Genomic DNA, 21349 nt, shown 5'->3' on the forward strand with positions numbered 1-21349 from the left:
GGCAGAGGCACGAGTCGACGCCCGGGGCCATGGGCGACGTGTGCGGCTGTCGCGGCGACCTTGGACGAGCACGAGGCGCCGGCACCCGCCCGGTCCGTGCCGCTCAACACCCCACGCCGAGGTGCGGGCGTTCGGCGGTCGCTCCTGTCCCCGGCGGCTGCAACGGACGACACCGCGCCGGCCCTCGAGCCACGCCGGCCGGAAGGAGGCTGACGGCACGGTGCCGGCGCCGAGCTGACTCAGATCAGCAGCTCGGAGATGAGTCCGTCCGCGACGGTGAACCGCTGCGCGAGGTCCACGACCCCGCCCGGGAAGTCGCCCTCGAGGTGGGTGTGGACGACGTGCGTCCCCGAGCCCTCGACGTCCGCCCCGGTGATCTCGGTCGTGTAGGTGAAGCGCGTGGCCACCCCCTCCCGCCACGACCGGATCTCCTCCAGCCCGTGGTAGTCGCGCTGCTCGTCTCGGACGTGGGCGTCGTCGGTGAAGCACGCGAGGACGTCGTCGATCCCGCCGGACGCGGCGGCGGAGTAGTAGCGAGACACGACGTCGGGAATCCCAGTCATGCAGCGAGGCTAGGCGACGCCTCTGACACCGACCCGTCGATGCGCACCACGACGCGGCGCGGCTATCGCAGGCGGTCGCTGATCTCGCTCGCGCGGTAGCGGCGGTGCCCGCCGAGGGTGAAGACGGGGTTGAGCAGGCCGGCCCGCGCCCAGCGCGTCACGGTCGCCGTGTCGACCCGGAACGCCTCCGCCACCTCGGCCGGCGTCATCAGCTGGTCGTTGTCGTTGTCCATGCGGTCCTGCCCCCATCGCATCCGCCGATCGCCTCGGGCACGGTGCCCGGGCGCGACGCCCCAGGGCTATCTACCCACCACCCGGTGTCGCCGTAACGGGTCTGTCGCCCCACGAGTTCGGAAGCGCAGGGCCGACGACGACGCCGGCAGGCCTCGACCCCATCTCTCAGGCCGGGACGGAGATCGACTGCAGCCAGGACCTCCAGGCCGGCTCCTCGCGCCGCGCGTAGTCCGCGGCCTCGGGAGAGAAGAGATAGGCGCGCACGCCCGCCGTGGCCCTGCCGTCGCCCTCGTCCCACACGTAGACGCTGACCATCCCCGGCACCGGGTCGGTGAGCCTGACGAGGGTCTGTCGCTCGCCGACGCGCTCGACGGTGCCGGTGGCGCCGCGCACCTCGACCGTCGCTCCCTCCGCGCCGAGGCCGAGCGCCTGGCGCACGCTCGACCAGAGCGTGTCCGCGTCGCCGGGGTGGGACGCCGAGGCCTCGAAGTGCGTGGCCTCCTGCCCGGGGAAGTGTGCGAGGTAGAGCCGCAGGTTGTCGAAGAACGGCATCCAGCCGGGGGCCATGGTGTCCCAGAACTCCGACTCCCACTCGGCGCCCCGGCCGAAGCCGCTGCTCGTGACGCGCACGACGCAGGTGCCGCCCGACTGCGCCTCGACGACGAACTCCGACGTCAGGGGGCTGAGCGCGTCGGGCTCCTTGCCCATCAGGGCGGCCCAGTCCTCCTCGTAGACGATGCGGCGCGGCGGCTCCCACGCGGTGACGTGGCCGTCGGAGCCCATCTCGGCGCCCATGGAGAAGTGCAGGGCGCCGCCCTCACGCTCCTCCATCTCGGTCGGCGTGAACCAGGCGCTCATGCCCTTGGCGGTGGCGATGGCCTGCCAGACCTGCTCCGGGGTGCCGGGCACCTCGACGCTGAACTCGAGCCGGTAGGGGACGTTCGGGGTGGTGCTCATGGCTGCTCCTCAGGGACTGGGTGGGCGGCGACGAGGAGCCGGTGCGGGCGCCCGTCGTCGTGGTGGTAGCGCGCGGCCAGGTCGAGCACCGCGGCGGTGAGGTCGTCGGCGAAGGCGGCCCGGTCGGCGGCCGAGCGGAAGCCGATCTCGGTGTCGATCGTCAGCGTCGGCACGCGCGCGCCGGACGCGTCGGCCCGCCTCGCCAGGGCGCCGACCTCGCGCACGAGCCGACCGGCCAGCGCGACGAGGTAGCCCGCGGACCGGTGGTCGTCGCTGGCGGACGGGTCTGCCCCGGCCGCGCTGACCGCCGCGGGCGAGACGACGTATGCCGTCGCCGATGCCTGAAGCAGCCGCTCGGTGATGCCGCCGTGCCGTCGCTCCTCCGACAGCTCGACGAGGCCGTGGGCCTCTAGCGTCTTGAGGTGGTAGTTGACCTTCTGGCGCGTGATGCCCACGCGCGCGGCGAGCCCGGCGGCGGAGGCGGGCTCGGCGAGCTCGGCGAGCAGCCGGGCTCGCACCGGGTCCAGCGCGGCGGCTGCTGCCTCGGTGCTCTCGATGACCTCGACGTCCTGCATGCCGCCAGGGTGCTCTTGACAACAAATCTTGTCAAGGGTTCGTGTCGAGCACCGGCCACCGATGACCGAGCCGCGGGCGCCGCGGTCTGCGCTGCTCGGGCTCACGCAGCTCCAGGCGCTCGACGAGGCCGAGCTGCTCGACGCCGAGCAGAAGGTCTTCGTCACGGCGGCGCAGCGCACCGCCGCGAGGCTGCTCGTCGAGCGCAGCATCAAGACCGGGCGCGCCGTCTCGTCCTCGCTGCGCAAGATCGCCGAGGCGGAGCCCGCGGCGACCCGGCTCCACTAGGCGAACCTCCGTCCGGAGGCCGTCCGCTCCGGGGCTCCCGATGGGAGGGCCGCCGCCCCCGGGCTCACAGCTGCGTGTTGAGGTAGCGCTGCAGCTGGGCGACCGTGCGGGCGTTCCAGCCCGACGCGCCGTCGCGGCTGATGCCGAGGTAGCTCTGCAGCGCGGCGACGGTGCGGGCCCCGAAGACGCCGTCGACGGTCGTCGAGAGGCGGTACTGCAGCACGCGCACCGTCTGGCTGTCGAAGGCACCGGCCGTCGGCAGGTCGAGCCACCGGCGCAGCGAGGCGGTCGTCAGCGACCCGAAGTAGCCCGTGACCGGCAGGCGTGGCGCGAGCAGGCCGAGCTCGGCCTTGACGGTCAGCACGCGCAGCACGGCCGTCTTCACCGTCGCCCGGAACGTCGCGTCGGAGGCGGCGCGCGCGGACACGGCGCTCACCATGGCCGGCACGACCGTCGGTGTCACGGTGAGCAGCATGTCGCCGCCGGCCGAGAAGAAGTCGACGGCCCGCGCGGCCGGTGTCCAGTTGTGCACCTGGTAGGCGTTGCCGAGGTCGTCGCTCATGACGATGCCGGTGAAGCGCAGGTCGGTGCGCACCATGCCACCGATCACGGTGGGGGAGAAGACCGCCGGTCGTGCGGCATCGATCTTGCGGTAGTAGGCCGACGAGAGCATGAGCACGCGCGCGCCGGACGCGACGGCCGCCTTGAACGGCGCGACGTCGGCCGACGTCCGCGTCGTCACCGTGTCGGTGACGCCGGCCGTGACGTCGGTGTTGCCGGTCACCCGCCCGAGCCCCGGGAAGTGCTTGGCCGTCATGGCCAGCCCCGAGGCGCGCATCGCCGACAGGAAGGCCGTGCCCTTGTCGGCGACGACCGAGGTGGTGTAGCCGTACTCGCGCTGGTAGCGCCCGATCGGCTGGTTGGACGCCGCGAAACTCTTGGAGACGGTGTCCATGACCGGTGCGAGGTCGACGTTGGTGCCCGAGCGCATGACCTGGCGACCCCACAGCCCGGCGTTCGAGCTCAGGGTCGCGTCGGACCACGTGCCCTGCGTCAGCGCCGTCGGCATCCGTGAGAAGCCGGTGCCCTGCAGCACCTGCACGGAGCCGCCCTCCTGGTCGGCCGCGACGAGCAGCGGCACGTCACCGGTGGCGGCGCTCGTGGCGAGCGTGCCGGCCCGGCTCGTGACGACGCGCACCGGCGCGGCTCCCGTGGTGGCGCGACCCGTGAGCACGACGTTGCCCACGTGGTAGCGCGTGATCATCGACTCCGTCGTCGCGCCGAGCCCGGTCGCGGGCCCGCCGACCATGAAGAGCTGGCCGATGCGTTGCGCCGTCGTCAGGCGGTCGTATGCCGCCTGTGCCGCCTGGGCGGGCGTCTGCACCGCCGTCACGGCCGGGCAGGCCGGGGAGGCGGTGGCGGTCGTCGCCGGTGTCAGCAGCGGGACCGCCGTGAGGGCCGCGAGGCCGGCCGTGAGCGAGAGGGTTCGTCGTGCGCGCATGGGTGCAGGTCCTTGTCCCGGTGGTCCCAGTTGGAAGGCAGCGACGCACCGCCAGTCTAGGCGTCGCAGGCGCACGTCGGTGGGTTGGCCTTTGGTGCGTCGGGAGGAGTGTGGCACCGGTGTCCGGGTGCGGTTCGTCAGGGTTGTCCACCGACTTCGCCATTTGCCGGAAACATCCCGGTCGCCGGGGATATCGTCATCGCGACGGGACGACGTGCTCGCACGGCGTCCTCGCATCGAGGGCATGGAGACTCGGCATCAACCCGCCTCCGGGAAGTCGCGGAGCTGATGTCGGGGCCGCGATGTGCAGGTGCTGCCGTGCCAGGGGGCTGGCCGGCAGCACCATCTCGCGCAGGCGCCTGCGCCGCCGTCCGAGAAACGTCTCCCGTCGGACGTGTAACGCGGCCCGGGGTCGTGGCGATGGAGGGTTCAGAGGCGCCACTCGGACCCCCGAGCGAGTGGCGCCTCTCTCGTGCCCGGGCTCGGTGGAGGCCGACGCGGGTCGGCGCGGACGTCAGCGCGGCGTGAGCACGAGGAACGGCAGCGTGGCGCACCTGCCGGCCGTCCACCGCGGGTGCGTGGCCGCCTCGCCCGCGAGCCACCGCTCCGTCGGCAGGTCGCGGATCAGGTCTCCCGTGACCCAGGCCGGGTCGGACGACGTGACGACCCGGCCGGATGCGTTGACGAGCACGCAGGTGCGCTCGAGGGCCCCCATGACCTCGAGGAGGTGCTCCTCGAACCAGGCGACGAGCACGTCGACGCCCACCACCCCGGCGAAGCGCCCGTTAACGACGAGGGGCGCGGTGAAGGTGAGGGTGTACTGGTCGGTGCAGAGGTAGTCGACGTACGGGCCGGTCACCTGCGGCTCACCCGATGCGAGAACCTTTGCGTACCAAGGCAGCTCGGTGTAGTCGCGGAAGCCGACGGCGCGCGGGTCGGTCTCCGCGGCCAGCTTGGTCACGGTCGTGCCGCCCGCCCGGGTCTCGACCGTCCACCACTCGAGCCAGTAGGGAGCATCGGCGAGCACGCCCGGCGCGAAGACCGCGCCCGCCCCGGCGACGGCCGTGCGCGAGTCGCTCAGCAGGGCGCTGCACCGGTCCTCGATGGCGAGGTCCGCGCGGCGCGGCGCCGGGGCCGCGAGGGTCCGCTCGAGCGTCGAGCGCAACGCACCCAGCTGCTCGAAGACCCAGCTCCCGAAGTCCGACACCCACTGCGCCACGTCCTCCGCGCTCGTCGGCGCGTCGGTCGGGGCAGGGGAGGAGGGGATGCCGGCCGATGCGGCGGTCGCTGCTCTGGTCACGGTGTCCTCCTCGATCGGGTGACGCGGTGCAGGGCCTTGACCGCGTCGAAGAGCTGACGCACATGATCCTCCGCGCGGTCGCGCGCCGTGGCGGGATGGCCGCTCGCGATCGCCTCGACCACGGCGACGTGCGCATGGTCCGCGGGCCGCACGTCGACGTCGGCGAGCCAGAGCACCGGGCCGATCTCGCGCTGCAGCGCCATCTCCTCGCGGGTCAGGCGCGCCGACTGGGCCACGGCCGCGAGCTCGAGGTGGAAGGTGCCCTCGTGGCGCGGGAGCGCGGTCGGGTCCTCGGGGGCGGGGTGTGCCACCGCGAGCCGCCGCAGTCGCCGCACGTCGTCGGGGTCGGCCCGCTCCGCCGCGAGGGCCGCGCAGTGGCCGCTGATCGCGCAGTAGTGGTCGGCGAGGTCGCGCAGCTCGCCGAGCCCGACGTGGGCGAGCCGGGCGAGCAGGGCCGCGCGACCACCGTCGCGGGGCGCCTTGACGAAGGAGCCGCCCCCGCGCCCACGGCGCGTCACGATGAGGTCGTCGTCGCGCAGCGTGCCGAGCGCCTCGCGCACGGTGACGGTGGCCACCCCGAAGCGGTCGGCGAGATCGCTCTCCGGTGGCAGCATGCTCCCGTCCGGCAGGAGCCCGAGCGCGATCGCCTCGCCGAGGCGCCGGCGCACGGCGTCGGCGCGACCTGCGGTGGGCAGCGGTGCGAACACGGCGGCATACGGCCCCAACGGCATCACGCGATCCGCCACGTGGACTCCTCGCACCAGTTCCCGGATTCCTCTTGCGCGTAAACATATGGACCCATACGTTTTGCGTCCAGAGGAAACACCGAAACCCCGAGGAGTCCTCATGACCACGCAGGCGGTGACCGCCACCCCGGCCATCCGGTTGGTCGGGCTGCGCAAGGAGTTCGCCGGCACGCCCCCGGTCGTGGCCGTCGACGACGTCGACCTCGAGGTGCGCGCCGGCGAGTTCTTCTCGATGCTCGGGCCGTCGGGCTCCGGCAAGACGACGGTGCTGCGGATGATCGCCGGCTTCGAGGCGCCGACGAGCGGGCGCATCGAGCTCGCCGGCGCGGACGTGACACGGCGCCAGCCGTACGAGCGCGACGTCAACACCGTCTTCCAGGACTACGCGCTCTTCCCGCACATGAGCGTGGCCGAGAACGTCGAGTACGGCCTCCTCGTCAAGCGCGTGCCCCGTGCCGAGCGCCGGGCGCGGGTGGCCGAGGCCCTCGAGCAGGTACGCCTGGGCGACCACGGTGCCCGACGCCCGGCCCAGCTCTCGGGTGGCCAGCGCCAGCGGGTCGCGCTCGCCCGCGCGCTCGTCAACCGGCCCACCGTGCTGCTCCTCGACGAGCCGCTCGGCGCCCTCGACCTCAAGCTGCGCGAGCAGATGCAGGTCGAGCTGAAGGGCATCCAGCGCGACGTCGGCATCACCTTCCTCTTCGTCACGCACGACCAGGAGGAGGCCCTGACCCTCTCGGACCGGATCGCGGTCTTCAACGCCGGGCGCATCGAGCAGGTGGGCACCGCGCACGAGGTCTACGAGAGCCCGGCGTCGGCGTTCGTCGCCGGCTTCGTCGGCACGTCGAACCTGCTGACCGGCGACGTCGCCCGCGACGTGGTGCGCCGCGACGGCTCCTTCGCCATCCGCCCCGAGAAGCTGGCCGTGGTCGCGGCCGGCACGCCCGCGACCGGTGGGCTCCTCGGCGCCGAGGGCGTGGTCGAGGAGGTCGTCTACAGCGGTCCCGTGACGCGCTACGTCGTCGCCCTCGATGCCGGTGCCCGGCTCACGGCGCTCGAGCAGAACGGGGGTGGGCGCTCGAGCTCTGCGAGCCTGCGGCGCGGTGACCGGGTCGCGCTCCACTGGCACCCCGACCACGTCATCGACGTGCCCGGCGCTCGCGTCACCGAACCGGCAGCCCACTGACCATGACCCCAGTTCCCAACCACAGCAAGGAGATCGGCGTGCGCACGTCAAAGAAGTCCCGGTTCACGACCGTCGGGACCGTCGCGGCCGTTGCCGTGCTCGCCCTGGCGGGATGCGGCAGCTCGACCCCGAGCTCGCCCGGTGGCAGTGGCGCCCCGGGTGGCATGCAGGTGCCCGACCTCAAGGCGCTCGACAAGCTCGGCACCCCCGAGGGCCAGGTCAACGTCCTGGCGTGGCCGGGCTACGTCGAGGACGGCAGCAACGACCCCAAGGTCGACTGGGTCACCGACTTCGAGAAGTCGTCGGGGTGCACCGTCAACGTCAAGACCTTCGGCACCTCGGACGAGGCCGTGCAGCTGATGCGCACGGGCCAGTACGACGTCGTGTCGGCCTCGGGCGACGCGACCCTGCGCCTCATCGCCGCGGGTGACGTCGAGCCGGTCAACACCTCCCTCATCCCCAACTACGCCGACATCTTCGACGCGCTCAAGATGAAGCCGTGGAACTCGGTCAACGGGGTGGCCTACGGCATCCCGCACGGCCGCGGCGCGAACCTGCTGATGTATCGCACCGACCTCGTCAAGCCGGCCCCCGACTCGTGGTCGGCCGTCTTCGACCAGGTCGGCGCGCAGAAGGGCAAGGTGACCGCCTACGACTCGCCGATCTACATCGCCGACGCCGCGCTCTACCTCATGTCGACCAAGCCCGAACTCGGCATCAAGGACCCCTACGCCCTCGACGAGAAGCAGCTGGCGGCCGCCGTCGACCTGCTCAAGGCGCAGAAGGCGAACGTCAACGAGTACTGGTCGGACTACCTCAAGGAGGTGCAGGCCTTCAAGAACGGCTCGACGACGATCGGCACGACGTGGCAGGTCATCGCCAACGTCGCCCAGGGCGAGAAGGCCCCGGTCGAGGCGGTGCTGCCCAAGGAGGGCGCGACCGGCTGGTCCGACACGTGGATGGTGGGGGCGAAGTCGAAGAACAAGACGTGCTCCTACTCGTTCATCGACCACATCGTCTCGCCCAAGGCGAACGCCGCGATCGCCGAGTACTTCGGCGAGGCGCCGGCCAACAAGAAGGCCTGCGCCGAGACGGCGGACCCCAACCACTGCAAGGTCTTCCACGCCGAGGACGAGGCCTACTTCTCCAAGGTGCGCTACTGGAACACGCCCATCAGCGCGTGCCTCGACGGTCGCACCGACGTCAAGTGCACCGACTACGCGACGTGGACCAAGGCCTGGACCGAGATCCGCAACAGCTGAGCCGACCCGGGGCCGGGCGGACCGCCCGGCCCCGGGCACACGGCATAACTGATCGTTGCGCTGCAAGGGAATTCGAGGTCTGACATGAGGAACCGCAGAGGTCTTGCGCTCCTGCTCGCACCACCGATGCTCTGGCTCGTCGTCGCCTACCTCGGCGCGCTCGCCGTCATCTTCGCCACGGCGTTCTGGACGACCGACCCGTTCACCAACCTCGTCGTGCGCACCTTCACGCTCGAGAACTTCCGCGAGCTCGTCACCCCGACCTACCTCGGCATCATCGGTCGCACGCTGCTCATCGCGGTGCTCGTCACGGTCCTCTGCATGCTCGTGGCCGTGCCGTTCGCCTTCTTCATGGCGCGCGTCGCACCCCGACGGCTGCGCGGCCTGCTGCTCGCGGCGGTGCTCGTGCCGCTCTGGGCCAGCTATCTCGTCAAGGCCTATGCCTGGCGCACCATGCTGCAGCCCGGGGGAGTGCTCGAGAGCACCTTCGGTGCGAGCCCCGGCTACGGCCTCGGCGCCGTGGTCCTCACCCTGACCTACCTCTGGCTGCCCTACATGGTGCTGCCGGTCTACGCCGCGTTCGAGCGGCTCCCCGAGAGCCATCTCGAGGCGAGCGCCGACCTCGGCGGCCGGCCGTTCACGACGTTCCGCCGGGTGGTGCTCCCGGCCCTGCTGCCGGCTGTGGCGGCCGGCTCGGTGTTCACCTTCTCGCTCTCGCTCGGCGACTACATCGCGGTGCAGATCGTCGGCGGCAAGCTCCAGGTGCTCGGCACCACCGTGCTGCAGAACATCACCCTCGACCTGCCCTTCGCGGCGGCCCTCGGCACGTCGTCGGTCGTCGTCATGGTCCTCTACCTGCTCGCCGTGCGCCGCACGGGCGCGCTCGACAACCTGTGAGGGGCGCACGATGAGACTCGGACGCGCGGCCCGGCTGGGCCTCACCGCACTCGCCACCGTCGTGCTGGCCTTCGTCTACGTGCCGCTCGTCGTCGTGGCGGTCAACAGCTTCAACAGCGACCGCACCTTCGGCTGGCCGCCGCCCGGCTTCACGACGCAGTGGTGGCGGGCGGCCCTGCAGGCACAGGGACCCCGCGACGCGCTGCTGACCTCGGTGCAGGCCGCGCTGGGCGCCACCGCCATCGCCCTCGTGCTCGGCACGCTGCTCGCCCTGGCCCTCGCGCGCTACGACTTCTTCGGCAAGCACGCGGTCTCGATCCTCGTCGTGCTGCCCATCGCGCTGCCCGGCATCGTCACCGGCATCGCGCTGCAGTCGGTGATCCAGAACGTGCTCGGCCCCGTCTTCGGCATCGGCGCCGGGCTCTTCACGATCATCGTCGGGCACGCGACCTTCTGCATCGTCATCGTCTTCAACAACGTGACGGCCCGGCTGCGCCGTCTCGGCGGCTCGCTGGAGCAGGCCTCGGCCGACCTCGGCGCGCGCCCGCTGACCACCTTCCGCCGCGTCACCTTCCCGCTCCTGCGCTCGAGCCTGCTGGCGGGCGCGCTGCTCGCCTTCGGCCTCAGCTTCGACGAGATCGTCGTGACGACGTTCACGGCCGGGCCCGAGAGCCAGACGCTGCCGATCTGGATCTTCAACAACCTCTTCCGCCCCAACCAGGCCCCGGTCGTCAACGTCGTCGCCGTCGTGCTCGTCGCCCTCTCGATCGTGCCCGTGTGGCTGGCCCAGCGGCTCGGCGGCGCGGACGCCGCCGAGAGCCGCCTCTAGACGCGCCGCGGCCGCGGCCGCGCGCGCCGAGGGCAGCCGCACACCGTCTCCAGCGTGCGGCTGCCCTCACCCCGCCCTCACCCTGCCCCCGACCCGTCCTCGAGCCCCCGTCAGGACGGCCCCGCCCGGTCCGTGGCGGTCACGGCCTCACGCGCCGCTGCGGCGCGCCGTCACGAGCAGGTACTCCCACCCCATCCTCCCGTCGGCGTCCATGTGGTCGCGCGCGAGATCGGCGAGCGCGACGTCGAGCGCAGCGACCTTCTCGGGGTCGTCGGCGATGCCACGGTAGGTGACGATCGTCGGGCCGTACGTCCGCTTGAAGAAGTCGCGGAAGTCCTCCGGCCGCGCGAACCGGACCGGCCACGAACGCTTCTCGGCCCGCAGGTCCTCCACCCGGTCGCCGAGCAGCTCGCGCACGTGGGCCTCGTCGCCCCAGAGCGGCGGCGGCTGCGCCCCGGGAGGCGGCGCGGCGGCATACGGCTTCATGGCCGCGAACATCTGCCCGATGAAGCCCTGCGGCGTCCAGCTGACGAGGCCGATCGTCGCCCCCGGCCGGGCGACGCGGACGAGCTCGTCGGCGGCGACGCGGTGGTGCGGGGCGAACATGACACCCACGCACGAGACGACGACGTCGAAGCTCGCGTCGTCGAAGGGGAGCGCCTCCGCGTCGGCCCGCTCCCAGTCGAGGGCGAGCCCGGCCTCGTCGGCCAGGCGGCGCCCGGCGTCGAGCAGCTCGGGAGCGAGGTCGCTCGCGGTGACGCGGGCTCCGGCCCGCGCGGCGGGCAGCGCGGCGTTGCCGGTGCCGGCGGCGACGTCGAGCACCTGCTGCCCCGCCCGCACCCCGCAGGCGTCGACGAGGACGGCCCCGAGCCCGGGGATGACCTCGCGGGCGACGGCGGCGTAGTCCCCGAGCGCCCACATGGCGGCGTGACGGGCGTTGAGGGCCGCGTCGGCGACGGCATCCGGTGTGTCGGTGTGTGTGGTCATGCGTTCCTCCATCGGTGACGGGCCGGTGCGGCCCCGGCGGCCCCCTGCCGCCCACGACCAGCGTCCGCCGACGGGCGGCCGGCCTCCAGTACAGCGAGTGAACTGACACGGGCCACGTCGGCGGCCCATACTCGTGGGTGGGGCGCGGCGCGGTGCCCGCGGGGCCATGGAGGTGCAGATGGCACGACACGATCCGGGAGCAGGACAGTACTGCCCGATCTCCCGCACCCTCGACGTCGTGGGGGAGCGCTGGTCGCTGCTCATCCTGCGCGACATGATGACGGGCACGACGCGGTTCAACGACCTCGCGCGCGGCCTGCCCGGCCTCTCCCGGACGCTGCTGACCAAGCGGCTGCGCCACCTCGAGCGGGCCGGGGTCGTCGAGCGGACGGTGATGGGCTACGAGCTGACGCCCGCCGGCCGCGCCCTGGAGCCCGTCGTCTTCGGACTCGCGCAGTGGGGCGCCGACTGGGTGTTCGGCGACCCGCAGCCCGACGAGCTCGACGCGCAGCTGCTCGTGTGGTGGATGCACGCCCGCGTCGACACCTCGGTGCTGGGCGGCGACCGGCACGTGCTGCACGTGCGCTTCAGCGACGACCTGCGCCGTTTCTGGATCCTCGTCGAGCACGGCACGCCGTCGGTCTGCATGGCCGACCCCGGGTTCCCCGTCGACCTGACGATCAGCAGCGACGTCGCGAGCCTGTATGCCGTGTGGCTCGGCCGGCTGTCGCTGCCCGTCGCGCTGCGGTCGGGCCGCGTGCAGGTGGAGGGGACGAGCGCCGTGACCCGGCGACTCGGCCAGCTGCTCCGCCTCAGCCCCGTCGCCCCCTTCGTCGCGACAGCCGCCTCCGCGGGCTAGCCCCCGCCCCGCAACACACCGAGAAAGGCACAACCCACCGGGAACGGATCGCGGTGGGTTGTGCGCTTCTCGGTGTGTTGCCGGCGGGGTGGTCAGGCCTCCGCGGCCGGGGTGGCGTCGGTGGTCATCGGGGCGGTCGGCTCGGCGTTCTCGGGGAAGTGGCAGGCGACCTGGTGCAGCGGCGCGAGCTGCACGAGCGGCGGCTCCTGCGTCTTGCAGATCTCCTGGGCCTTCCAGCAGCGGGTGTGGAAGCGGCAGGCGGGCGGCGGGTTGACCGGGCTCGGCACGTCGCCCTCGAGGCGGATCCGCTCGCGCTTCGTGCGCCGCTGCGTGTCGGGGATCGGCACGGCCGACAGGAGCGCCGTCGTGTAGGGGTGCATGGGCCGGGTGTAGAGCTCGTCGCGGTCGGCGATCTCGACGAGCTTGCCGAGGTACATCACGGCCACGCGGTCGGACATGTGCCGCACGACCGAGAGGTCGTGCGCGATGACGACGTAGGTGAGGCCGAGCTCGTCCTGGAGGTCCTCGAGGAGGTTGATGACCTGCGCCTGGATCGAGACGTCGAGGGCCGACACCGGCTCGTCGGCGATGATGAGCTTGGGCTTGAGGGCGAGCGAGCGGGCGATGCCGATGCGCTGGCGCTGCCCGCCCGAGAACTCGTGCGGGTAGCGGTTGTAGTGCTCCGGGCTCAGTCCGACGAGCGCGAGGAGGTCCTGCACCTCGCGCTTGACGCCGTGCTCCGTCTTGATGCCCTGCAGGTGGTACGGCGCCCCGACGATGGTGCCGACGGTGTGGCGCGGGTTGAGCGAGCCGTAGGGGTCCTGGAAGATCATCTGCACGTCACGGCGCAGCGGGCGCAGCCTGCCGGTCGACCAGTGCGTGATGTCCTCGCCCTCGAGCAGGATCGTGCCACCGGTGGGCTCGAGCAGCCGCGTCAGCATCCGGCCCGTCGTCGTCTTGCCGCAGCCGGACTCGCCCACGAGGGAGAGGGTCTCGCCGCGCGCGACGTCGAAGGTCAGCCCGTCGACGGCCTGGACGGCGCCGACCTGGCGCTGGAGCAGCCCGCGCCGGATCGGGAAGTGCTTCGTCAGGTCGGTCACCTGCAGCAGTGACTCGCCCGCCTGCTTCGAGGCGGTCGGCTTGACGTGGGTGGTGGTCACGATGGGGCTCCTGTGCTGAGGTCGCGCGCGGCGCGACCGGACGGGGCGTGGACGATCGGTGCCGGGGTCACAGCGTCGGCCTGATCTCGTTCTCCCAGATGGCCGTTCGCTCCTCGCGGCTCAGGTGGCACGCGGAGTAGTGGCCGGGGTGGGTCTCGGCGAACGGCGGGCGCACCGTCTGGCTCAGGCCGTCGGTGCGGTCGGCGTAGGCGCAGCGCGGGTGGAACGGGCAGCCCTCGGGCACGTTGATGAGGCTCGGCGGCGTGCCCTTGATCGGCCGCAGGCGCTCGGTGCGCACCCGGTCGAGGCGGGGCATCGAGCTGAGCAGGCCCCACGTGTACGGGTGCTGCGGACGCGTGAACACCTCGTCGGCAGTGGCGTACTCGACCGACCGGCCGGCATACATGACCATGATGTCGTCGGAGAGCTCGGCCACGACGCCGAGGTCGTGGGTGATGAGCACGACGGCCGAGTTGAACTCGGTCTGCAGGTCGCGGATGAGGTCGAGGATCTGCGCCTGGACGGTGACGTCGAGGGCCGTCGTCGGCTCGTCGGCGATGAGCAGGTCGGGGTCGCACGAGAGGGCCATGGCGATCATCGCCCGCTGTCGCATGCCGCCGGAGAACTGGTGCGGGTAGTCGTCGACGCGGCTCGAGGGCTGGGGGATGCCGACCCGGCCGAGCATGTCGATCGCGTGCTTCTTCGCGACCGAGGTGCTCACCTTGTTGTGGATCTTGTAGGCCTCGATGATCTGGTGGCCCACGGTGTAGAAGGGGTGCATCGCCGAGAGCGGGTCCTGGAAGATCATCGCCATGCGCTTGCCGCGCAGGGCCCGCACGTCGTCGGGCCGGGCGCCGACGAGCTCGGTGCCGTCGAGGGTGATCGAGCCGGTCATCCGGACGGTGCCGGGCTTGTGCAGCCCCATGATCGACATGCTCGTGACGCTCTTGCCCGAGCCGGACTCGCCGACGATGCCCAGCGTCTTGCCGCGGGCGACGTCGAACGAGAGCCCGTCGACCGACTTGACGACGCCGTCGTCGGTGGGGAAGTGGACGCGGAGGTCGCGCACCGACAGGAACGCGTCGGGGCTCGGGGCGCCGATGCCCCCGATGCCGTCGAGCGTGTTGACGGCCGCCGCGGCGGTCCGGTCGGCGCGGCGGCCGGCCCGGGTGGTCTTCTCGTCGGTGGACTGGCTCATGAGGTACGCACCCTGGGGTCGACGACGGCGTAGAGGAGGTCCACGACGAGGTTGGCGAGAATGACGAAGACGGCGCCGAAGAGCGTGACGCCGAGGACCTTCGGCAGGTCGTTGTTGGTGATGGCCTGCACGGCGTAGAAGCCGATGCCCTGGAGCGAGAACGTCGTCTCCGTCAGCACGGCGCCGCCGAGCAGCAGGCCGAGGTCGAGGCCGAAGATCGTGAGGATCGGCGTGAGGGCCGAGCGCAGCCCGTGCTTGACGACGACGTCGCGCTCGCGCAGGCCCTTGGCGCGCGCGGTGCGGATGTAGTCCTCGTTCATCGTCTCGAGCATGCCCGCGCGGGTGAGGCGCGCGTAGGCGGCGGCGTAGAGGAACGCCAGCGTCACCCACGGCAGCAGCATGCGGTGGACGAGGTCGAGCGGGCTCGTCGCGTCGAGCGGGCTGGCACCGCCGGCATACGTCCACTTGAGGCCGTAGCTGAAGATCGAGAGCGAGAGCAGGCCGGTGAAGAAGATGGGGAGGGAGACGCCGGCGAGGGCGACGCCCATGAAGCTGCGGTCGAGCAGGGTGCCGCGCTTCAGCGCCGAGATGACACCCGTGCCGACGCCGCCGATGAGCCAGAGCACCGCGGCCCCCGCCGCGAGGATCGCCGTGACGGGGAGCCGGTCGAGCAGGTCGGGCAGCACCGGGTTCTGCGTGATGAAGGAGTAGCCGAGGCAGGGCGCCGGGCAGTGGTCGGTGCCCGCGCCGGTGTTGTAGTCGGCGCCGGCCACGATGCCCTTGACGAAGCGGCCGTACTGCACCCAGATCGGGTCGGTGAAGCCGAGGCGCACCGCGGTCTCGTGGATCTGCGCCTGGCCCGCGCTCTTGCCGACGTAGCGCGACGCGAGGTCGTCGGCGGTGGCGCCGCCGATGCGGGGGACGAGGAAGAAGATGGCGAAGACGACCGCGCTCACGATGGCGAGCAGCAGGACGGCGGCGATGAGCCGGCGGATCAGGTACGTCAGCACTGTGGTGGCCGGGCGGGCCGGGGAACGGTGGTGCCGTTCCCCGGGCAGCCTGCGCCTTCACCTACTTTCGGGGGAAGGGGGTCGGACCGGGAGGTCCGGCACCGGGCCCGAGGGCCCGGTGCCGGACCGTCGGTCACGGGTTGGTCTTGCCGGCGGCGGCGTAGTCGTAGTACGAGTAGCCGTCGTTGACGAAGAGGTTCGACACGGTGTCGGGGCGGAACAGCAGGGCCTTGTTCCAGATGCCCGGGATCACCTGGGCGTTCTCCATGACGATCTTGTCGATCTGCCCCCAGATGGCCTCACGCTTGGTCTTGTCGTTCTCCGACAGGGCCTGGTCCATGAGCTTGTCGACCTCGGGCAGCTTGATGCCGAGGTTGGTGTTGCCCGCGGGGCGGATGACGCGGCTGTCGACGATCTGCTGGAGGAAGCCGAAGCCATCGGGCCAGTCGGCGCCCCAGCTCATCACCATGAGGCCGAGCTTGTTCGCCTTGGCGAAGTCGGGCTTGCCGGCGTAGAGCTTGAAGTAGTCACCGGCCGGGTAGGCCTTGAGCGAGAGCTTGATGCCGACCTTGGCGAGGGCCTGCTGCATCGACTCCGCGGCGGCCTTCTCCTTCGGGCGCTCGGGACGGTAGGAGATGTTGGTCTCGAAGCCGTTCGGCTGGCCGCACTTGGCGAGGGCGGCCTTGGCGGCGTCGACGTCACCGGTGGGCTTGCTCTTCGCGTTGTACATGTCCATCTCCTGGAAGCCCGGGACGATGGGGGGCAGCAGGCCGGTCGCGACGTCGGCACCGACGTTGCCGCCGTAGGCACGCTGGTAGCCCGTCTTGTCGTACGCGTAGATGACGGCCTTGCGGCACTCGATGTTGTCGAACGGCGCGACGTCGCTGTTGATCTGCGTGTAGCTCGTGCGTGCGCTCACGACGTTGTCGGTCTTCGCCTTGAGCGTCGGGTCGGCGAGGATCTTGCCCTGCGCCTGGGCCTGGACGCCGGTGCCGGCGAGGTCGATGTCGAGGTCGCCCGCGATGAGGCGGTTGTCGAGGTCGGCCGCGTTGACGCCGATCTCCACGGTGATGGTGTCGGGCAGCGCCTTGCGCCCGGTGTCGGGGTCGCTCGCCGGGTCGTACTGGTCGTTGCGGACGAGCTCGATGCGCTTGCCGGTCTGGTACTGCGAGAACTTGTACGGGCCGCTCGCGACGTACGTCTCCTTGTACTTCGTGCCGGTGTCCTTGGCCTGCGGCACGGGGGCCGTGGCGGGCAGCTGGGCGAAGTAGTCGAAGCCGGCGAAGGGCGTCTTCAGCTTGAAGACGATCGTCTTGTCGTCGGGCGTCTCGATCGACTTGAGGTTGTCGAGGTTCTTGTCCTTGTAGACCGAGTAGCCCTCGGGCACGTCGGCGAGGAAGTCGTTGAAGTACGTCGGGCCGTTCGGGAACGTGTTCTTGTCGAGCTGGCGCGCGACGCCGTACTTGACGTCCTTGCTCGTGATCGGCGTGCCGTCCTGGAACTTGATGCCGTCGCGGAGCGTGTAGGTCCACGTCTTGTTGTCGGCGCTCGGCTTGCCGAGACCGGTGGCGAGGTCACCGACGAGCTGGTTGCCCTCCTTGCCCGGCGCCGCCTTGAAGGCGACGAGGGTGCGCGCGTAGTTGCGCAGGAAGTCCCACGAGAGGCCGTAGTAGGTGTCACCCGTGTCGACCGAGTCCCAGTCGCTCGAGATGCCGAACTTGAGGGTGCCGCCCTTCTTGTCCGAGGGGCGCACGACGGCCTGCAGGGCCGCGTCCGCGGCCGGGGCCGCACCTGCGCCGCCGCCTCCGCCGCCGGTGTTCGACGTGCCCGGGGTCTGGCTGCCGGCACAGGCAGACAGTCCCAGGGCGAGGGCGGCCGCGGTCGCGACCACCATCACGCGTGTGTTCTTCATGAGTGGATGCGCTCCTTCGTGTTGCGGAAAGCGGGCTGCGGTGGTTACCGCGACCGCGGGTCGAGGGCGTCACGCAGGCCGTCCCCGAAGAGGTTGAAGGCCAGCACCGTCACGAAGATGGCGAGGCCGGGCCAGACCATGAACCAGGGGTCGATCTGGTACCACTGGGCGGCATCCGAGAGCATGCCGCCCCACGTCGCGCGGGGCGCCTGGACGCCGACGCCGAGGAACGAGAGACCGGCCTCGAAGAGGATGTTGGTCGGGATGAGCAGGGTCGCGTAGACGAGGATCGGCGCGATGAGGTTCGGCAGCAGCTCCTTGAGCAGGATGTAGGGCGTGCGCGCCCCGAGGCTGCGGGCCGCGTCGACGAACTCCCGCTCGCGCAGCGAGAGCGTCTGGCCGCGGATGATGCGGCCGATGTAGGGCCAGTTGAAGAAGCCGATGATGAAGATGATCACCGCGATGCGGAGCGAGTCGCCCTTGAGCCCGAACGCCTCGTCCGGCACGACGCCGACGAGAGCGATGGCGAAGACGAGGAGGGGGAACGCGAGGAAGATGTCCATCGACCGGCTGATGATCGTGTCGACGAGGCCGCCGAAGTAGCCGGCCACGACGCCGAGGATCGTGCCGATGACGACGGAGAGCAGCGTCGCGAGGAACGCGATGAGGAGCGAGATCTGCGAGCCGTAGATGATGCGGCTGAAGATGTCGCGACCGTTGACCGGCTCGACGCCGAAGAGGAAGTCCCACGACATGCCGCCGAAGGGGGCCGTCGGGATCTGCAGGTTGGCGTCGACGAGCTCCTGGTGGAACTCGTCCGGGGGGTGGCCGAGCAGCCCGACGATGAGGGGCGCGCAGAGCGCCATGAGGATGAGGAAGAGGACGAAGAAGCCGCCCCCGAGCGCGACCTTGTCACGCTTGAGCCGCATCCAGGCGATCTGCCCGAGCGACCGTCCCTCGATCTGCTTCTCGCCCCGCAGGACCGACTCCGGCTCGGCCGAGGTGGATCCTGGCTCGAGCTCGAGAGGAGTGCTCATGGATGCCGTCGCCTCCGGGTCGTGATCGGTGCCGGACGACCGGATCGGTCGTCCAGCTGCTCCGCAGCAGCCGCAACCTATCCCCCCGCGACCGCGCGCCCCATCATTCAGCGGTGCGACACGGCCAGCAACCGACTATGCCGAATCGTGACGCGCTGGATATCTTCCGGCGACCTGCCCCCGTGGACAGGAAGATCGCCCGCGCACCACGATCCGGCCCGGGCTCGGCTCAGGCGTCCGTCTCGTCGTCGAACTGGCCGAGCACGCGCTCGAGGAGGTCCTCCATCGTCACGATGCCGAGTGGCCCGGACGGCCCGTCGACGAGGACGAGCTGGGCGTGCTCGGCGCGCATCCGCGAGATCGCGTCGAGGAGGGACAGCCCGGAGTCGACGTGGAGGGCGGGCGAGGTGACCGTCGTGACCGGTGACCCGGCTTCGGCGCGCACGATGTCGCGCACGTGCGCGACCCCGACGGGCGCGTCGCCCTCGCGCACGACGAGGCGCGAGCGGCCCGTGTCGCGCGAGAGCGCCTCGGCCTCGGCGCAGGTCGCCGTCGTCGCGACGCCGACGACCCGGTCGAGGGGCACGACGACCTCGGTCAGGGGCGTCGTGTCGAGGTCGATGGCGCCGGCGAGCACGCGGTGCTCGGGTTCGGCGAGCATGCCGTGGTCCTTGGAGCTGGCGATGAGCAGCTGCAGCTCCTTGGGCCCGTGCACCTGGCCGAGCTCGTCCTGCGGCGTGACGCCGACGAGCCGGAGGCAGCCGTTCGCCATCGCGTTGAGCACGCTGAGCGCCGGGCGCATGACCCACGCGAAGCCACGGAACGGCAGCGCGAGCAGCACGGCCGAGCGCTCGGGGTGGGCGATCGCCCACGACTTCGGGGCCATCTCGCCGACCACCATGTGGAGGAAGACGACGATGCCGACGGCGAGCACGACCGAGACGACGTATGCCGCCGCGTCGGGCACGCGCACGAAGGTGAAGACCGGGGTCAGCAGCTCGGCCACGGCCGGCTTCGCGAGCGAGCCGAGACCCAGCGTGCAGAGCGTGATGCCGAGCTGGGCGCCGGCGAGCATGAGCGAGAGCTCGCGGCTGCCGCGCACGGCCGCCCGGGCCGCGACGCTGCCGCGCTCGGCGAGGTCCTCCAGCCGGTGGCGCTTGCTCGCGACGAGGGCGAACTCCGCCGCGACGAAGAAGGCGTTGAGCACGAGCAGCAGGAGCGAGACGAGCAGGGCGGTGGTCATCGGGTCGCCTCCGTCCGGTCGGTGGGCGCGGACGCGCCGTCGGCGCCCCCGGTGACGTCGTCGGAGGAGTCGGAGCCGTCGGAGCCGTCGCCGTCGGGGGAGTCGCCGTCGAGCGACTCGAGGTCGCTCATCAGGTCGAGCACCTCGACGCGCACCGACGACGGCACGTGCCGCTCGACGGCCTCGACGCGCAGCAGCACCGAGACCGGGTGGTGGCGCGGCTCGTGCTCGTGCCGGTCCTGCTCGTGCCGGTCCTGCCGTGACGACTCGTCGTCCGCGTCGTCGTCCTCGACGTCGCCGTCGGGCGCGTCGGTCGTCACCTCGCGCCGGGCCTCGAGGCGCACCTCGTCACCGACGACCGCGGTGCGGCCGAGGGCCTCGAGGATGAGGCCGCTCACGGTGGAGTACTCGTCGCTGCTCGTAAGGCGCAGGTCGGTGGCGGTGTCGAGCTCGTCGAGGCGCAGGTGACCGGGCACGGTCCACGTGTCGGGCGTCGTCTCGACGACGCCGGGCTCGGGCTTGTCGTCCTCGTCGAGGATCTCGCCGACGACCTCCTCGGCGATGTCCTCGAAGGTGACGATGCCGGCGAAGCCGCCGTGCTCGTCGACGACGACGGCCAGCTGGCGGTGGTCGGCGCGGATCTGGTCGAGCACGCGCGGCAGGGGAGCGCTCGTCGGCACGACCGTGGGGTCGGACACGACCGACCCGACGGTGGTCGAGGCCCGGCGGTCGGCAGGCACCGCGAGCACCTCGGCGATGCCCGCGACCCCGACGATGTCGTCGCCGTCGCGGCCCGTGACCGGGAAACGGGACCAGCCCGTGTCGAGCAGCGCCACGAGGTCGGAGACCGGTGCGTCGGCCGCGACGGTCGTCACCCGGACGCGGGGTGTCATGACGTCGCCGGCGTCGAGCTCGCGGAAGCGCAGGCCGCCCTCGAGCACGTCGGAGAGGTCGTCGTCGAGCAGGCCGCCGGCGTGCGACTCGTCGATGATGCGGGTGAGGTCCTCCGCGGTCGCGCCCTGCTCGAGCTCCTCGACCGGCTCGATGCCGACCTTGCGCAGCAGGGTCGTCGAGGCGCGGTCGAAGAGCCGCACGACGGGGCCGGCGAGGCGCAGGTAGACCAGCGTCGAGCGGCTGAGCGCCCGGGCCAGCGGCACGGTGCGCGCGATGGCGTAGTTCTTGGGCGCGAGCTCGCCGAAGACCATCTGGACGACGGTCGAGAAGACGAGCACAGCGGTGACCGACAGGCTGAGGCGGGCGGCATACGACATCGACGGGTCGAGCAGCTCGGCGATGCCGGCGCCGACGAGCGGCTCGGACACGTAGCCGACGAGCAACGCCGTCACGGTGATGCCGAACTGGGCGGCCGACAGGGTGAAGGAGAGCTGCGAGGTGACGCGCAGCGCGCGCTGGGCGGGAGCGTCGCCCTGGTCGGCGAGCTGCTTGAGGGCGTTGCGGTCCACGGCGACGTAGGCGAACTCCTGGGCCACGAAGTAGCCCGTCGCCGCCGTCAGGGCGAGGATCAGCAGGATGCCCAGGCCGATGCCGAGGGCGGTGCTCATGCGGTCACCACCCGGGCGAGCGGGTGGAGGGTGAGGGCTGGCCGGACG

The 21349-nt window shown here is 71.6% G+C and carries 21 protein-coding genes; 6 read left to right on the forward strand and 15 right to left on the reverse strand.

Translation table 11 applies throughout. The annotated features are described in order from the left end of the window. Positions 1-239 precede the first annotated feature (239 nt). The 4 genes from ABD979_RS10405 to ABD979_RS10420 form a co-directional block, all read right to left on the reverse strand. The gene (locus tag ABD979_RS10405) at positions 240-563 is read right to left on the reverse strand and encodes a nuclear transport factor 2 family protein (protein WP_345507391.1); all 324 of its coding nucleotides are present in this window, start codon (positions 561-563) and stop codon (positions 240-242) included. Positions 564-625: 62 nt separating this feature from the next. Next, positions 626-796: a BldC family transcriptional regulator gene (locus tag ABD979_RS10410; RefSeq protein WP_345507392.1), complete on the reverse strand. Its 171-nt coding sequence runs from the start codon at positions 794-796 to the stop codon at positions 626-628. Between the two features lie 166 nt (positions 797-962). Next, positions 963-1754 carry an SRPBCC family protein gene (locus ABD979_RS10415; protein ID WP_345507393.1) on the reverse strand — a complete coding sequence of 264 codons (792 nt, stop codon included), beginning with the start codon at positions 1752-1754 and terminating at the stop codon, positions 963-965. Continuing rightward, on the reverse strand, positions 1751-2329 hold the full coding sequence (locus ABD979_RS10420; RefSeq protein WP_345507394.1) for an ArsR/SmtB family transcription factor: 579 nt from the start codon (positions 2327-2329) through the stop codon (positions 1751-1753). The genes ABD979_RS10415 and ABD979_RS10420 overlap by 4 nt, the downstream gene beginning before the upstream one ends. Positions 2330-2390: 61 nt before the next feature. Between ABD979_RS10420 and ABD979_RS10425 the strand changes: the two genes are divergently transcribed. Further along, entirely contained in the window at positions 2391-2615 is a 225-nt protein-coding gene (locus ABD979_RS10425) for a hypothetical protein (RefSeq protein WP_345507395.1), read from the forward strand. A gap of 64 nt (positions 2616-2679) precedes the next feature. Here the strand turns inward: ABD979_RS10425 and ABD979_RS10430 are convergent, their stop codons facing one another. From ABD979_RS10430 to ABD979_RS10440, 3 genes are all read right to left on the reverse strand, one after another. Beyond that, complete coding sequence (locus tag ABD979_RS10430; protein ID WP_345507396.1) at positions 2680-4116, reverse strand: glycoside hydrolase family 3 N-terminal domain-containing protein; 1437 nt, start codon at positions 4114-4116, stop codon at positions 2680-2682. A gap of 514 nt (positions 4117-4630) precedes the next feature. Continuing rightward, positions 4631-5416 (reverse strand): PDC sensor domain-containing protein, encoded by a 786-nt coding sequence (locus ABD979_RS10435; RefSeq protein ID WP_345507397.1) that lies wholly within the window; start codon positions 5414-5416, stop codon positions 4631-4633. Next, the gene (locus tag ABD979_RS10440; RefSeq protein ID WP_345507398.1) at positions 5413-6162 is read right to left on the reverse strand and encodes a FadR/GntR family transcriptional regulator; all 750 of its coding nucleotides are present in this window, start codon (positions 6160-6162) and stop codon (positions 5413-5415) included. The genes ABD979_RS10435 and ABD979_RS10440 overlap by 4 nt, the downstream gene beginning before the upstream one ends. 100 nt (positions 6163-6262) lie before the next feature. Between ABD979_RS10440 and ABD979_RS10445 the strand changes: the two genes are divergently transcribed. From ABD979_RS10445 to ABD979_RS10460, 4 genes are all read left to right on the forward strand, one after another. Then, positions 6263-7345, forward strand: a complete 1083-nt coding sequence (locus ABD979_RS10445) for an ABC transporter ATP-binding protein (protein WP_345507399.1) — start codon at positions 6263-6265, stop codon at positions 7343-7345. Positions 7346-7347: 2 nt separating this feature from the next. After that, positions 7348-8607 (forward strand): ABC transporter substrate-binding protein, encoded by a 1260-nt coding sequence (locus ABD979_RS10450; RefSeq protein WP_345507400.1) that lies wholly within the window; start codon positions 7348-7350, stop codon positions 8605-8607. Between the two features lie 84 nt (positions 8608-8691). Then, positions 8692-9504: an ABC transporter permease gene (locus tag ABD979_RS10455; RefSeq protein WP_345507401.1), complete on the forward strand. Its 813-nt coding sequence runs from the start codon at positions 8692-8694 to the stop codon at positions 9502-9504. A gap of 10 nt (positions 9505-9514) precedes the next feature. Continuing rightward, positions 9515-10333 (forward strand): ABC transporter permease, encoded by an 819-nt coding sequence (locus ABD979_RS10460; RefSeq protein WP_345507402.1) that lies wholly within the window; start codon positions 9515-9517, stop codon positions 10331-10333. A 147-nt stretch (positions 10334-10480) separates the two neighbouring features. Here ABD979_RS10460 and ABD979_RS10465 read toward each other — a convergent pair whose 3' ends face one another. After that, positions 10481-11320 (reverse strand): class I SAM-dependent methyltransferase, encoded by an 840-nt coding sequence (locus tag ABD979_RS10465; RefSeq protein WP_345507403.1) that lies wholly within the window; start codon positions 11318-11320, stop codon positions 10481-10483. Positions 11321-11498: 178 nt separating this feature from the next. On the opposite strand from ABD979_RS10465, the gene ABD979_RS10470 reads away from it, so the two are divergent. Beyond that, complete coding sequence (locus tag ABD979_RS10470; protein ID WP_345507404.1) at positions 11499-12179, forward strand: winged helix-turn-helix transcriptional regulator; 681 nt, start codon at positions 11499-11501, stop codon at positions 12177-12179. 92 nt (positions 12180-12271) lie between these two features. Here ABD979_RS10470 and ABD979_RS10475 read toward each other — a convergent pair whose 3' ends face one another. The 7 genes from ABD979_RS10475 to ABD979_RS10505 form a co-directional block, all read right to left on the reverse strand. Then, positions 12272-13339, reverse strand: coding sequence for an ABC transporter ATP-binding protein (locus ABD979_RS10475; RefSeq protein ID WP_345507405.1), 1068 nt, complete (start codon positions 13337-13339; stop codon positions 12272-12274). A gap of 67 nt (positions 13340-13406) precedes the next feature. Next, positions 13407-14537: an ABC transporter ATP-binding protein gene (locus tag ABD979_RS10480; protein ID WP_345507406.1), complete on the reverse strand. Its 1131-nt coding sequence runs from the start codon at positions 14535-14537 to the stop codon at positions 13407-13409. Beyond that, positions 14534-15547: an ABC transporter permease gene (locus ABD979_RS10485; RefSeq protein WP_345507407.1), complete on the reverse strand. Its 1014-nt coding sequence runs from the start codon at positions 15545-15547 to the stop codon at positions 14534-14536. The genes ABD979_RS10480 and ABD979_RS10485 overlap by 4 nt, the downstream gene beginning before the upstream one ends. A gap of 133 nt (positions 15548-15680) precedes the next feature. Beyond that, positions 15681-17459 (reverse strand): ABC transporter substrate-binding protein, encoded by a 1779-nt coding sequence (locus tag ABD979_RS10490; protein ID WP_345507408.1) that lies wholly within the window; start codon positions 17457-17459, stop codon positions 15681-15683. 44 nt (positions 17460-17503) lie between these two features. Continuing rightward, positions 17504-18496, reverse strand: coding sequence for an ABC transporter permease (locus ABD979_RS10495; protein ID WP_345507409.1), 993 nt, complete (start codon positions 18494-18496; stop codon positions 17504-17506). Between the two features lie 229 nt (positions 18497-18725). Then, complete coding sequence (locus tag ABD979_RS10500) at positions 18726-19739, reverse strand: hemolysin family protein (protein WP_345507410.1); 1014 nt, start codon at positions 19737-19739, stop codon at positions 18726-18728. Beyond that, positions 19736-21301 (reverse strand): hemolysin family protein, encoded by a 1566-nt coding sequence (locus ABD979_RS10505; protein ID WP_345507411.1) that lies wholly within the window; start codon positions 21299-21301, stop codon positions 19736-19738. Before ABD979_RS10505 ends, ABD979_RS10500 begins: the two co-directional genes overlap by 4 nt. Positions 21302-21349 lie beyond the last annotated feature (48 nt).

The sequence above is a fragment of the Terrabacter aeriphilus genome (assembly GCF_039542985.1).
GTDB lineage: Bacteria > Actinomycetota > Actinomycetes > Actinomycetales > Dermatophilaceae > Terrabacter > Terrabacter aeriphilus.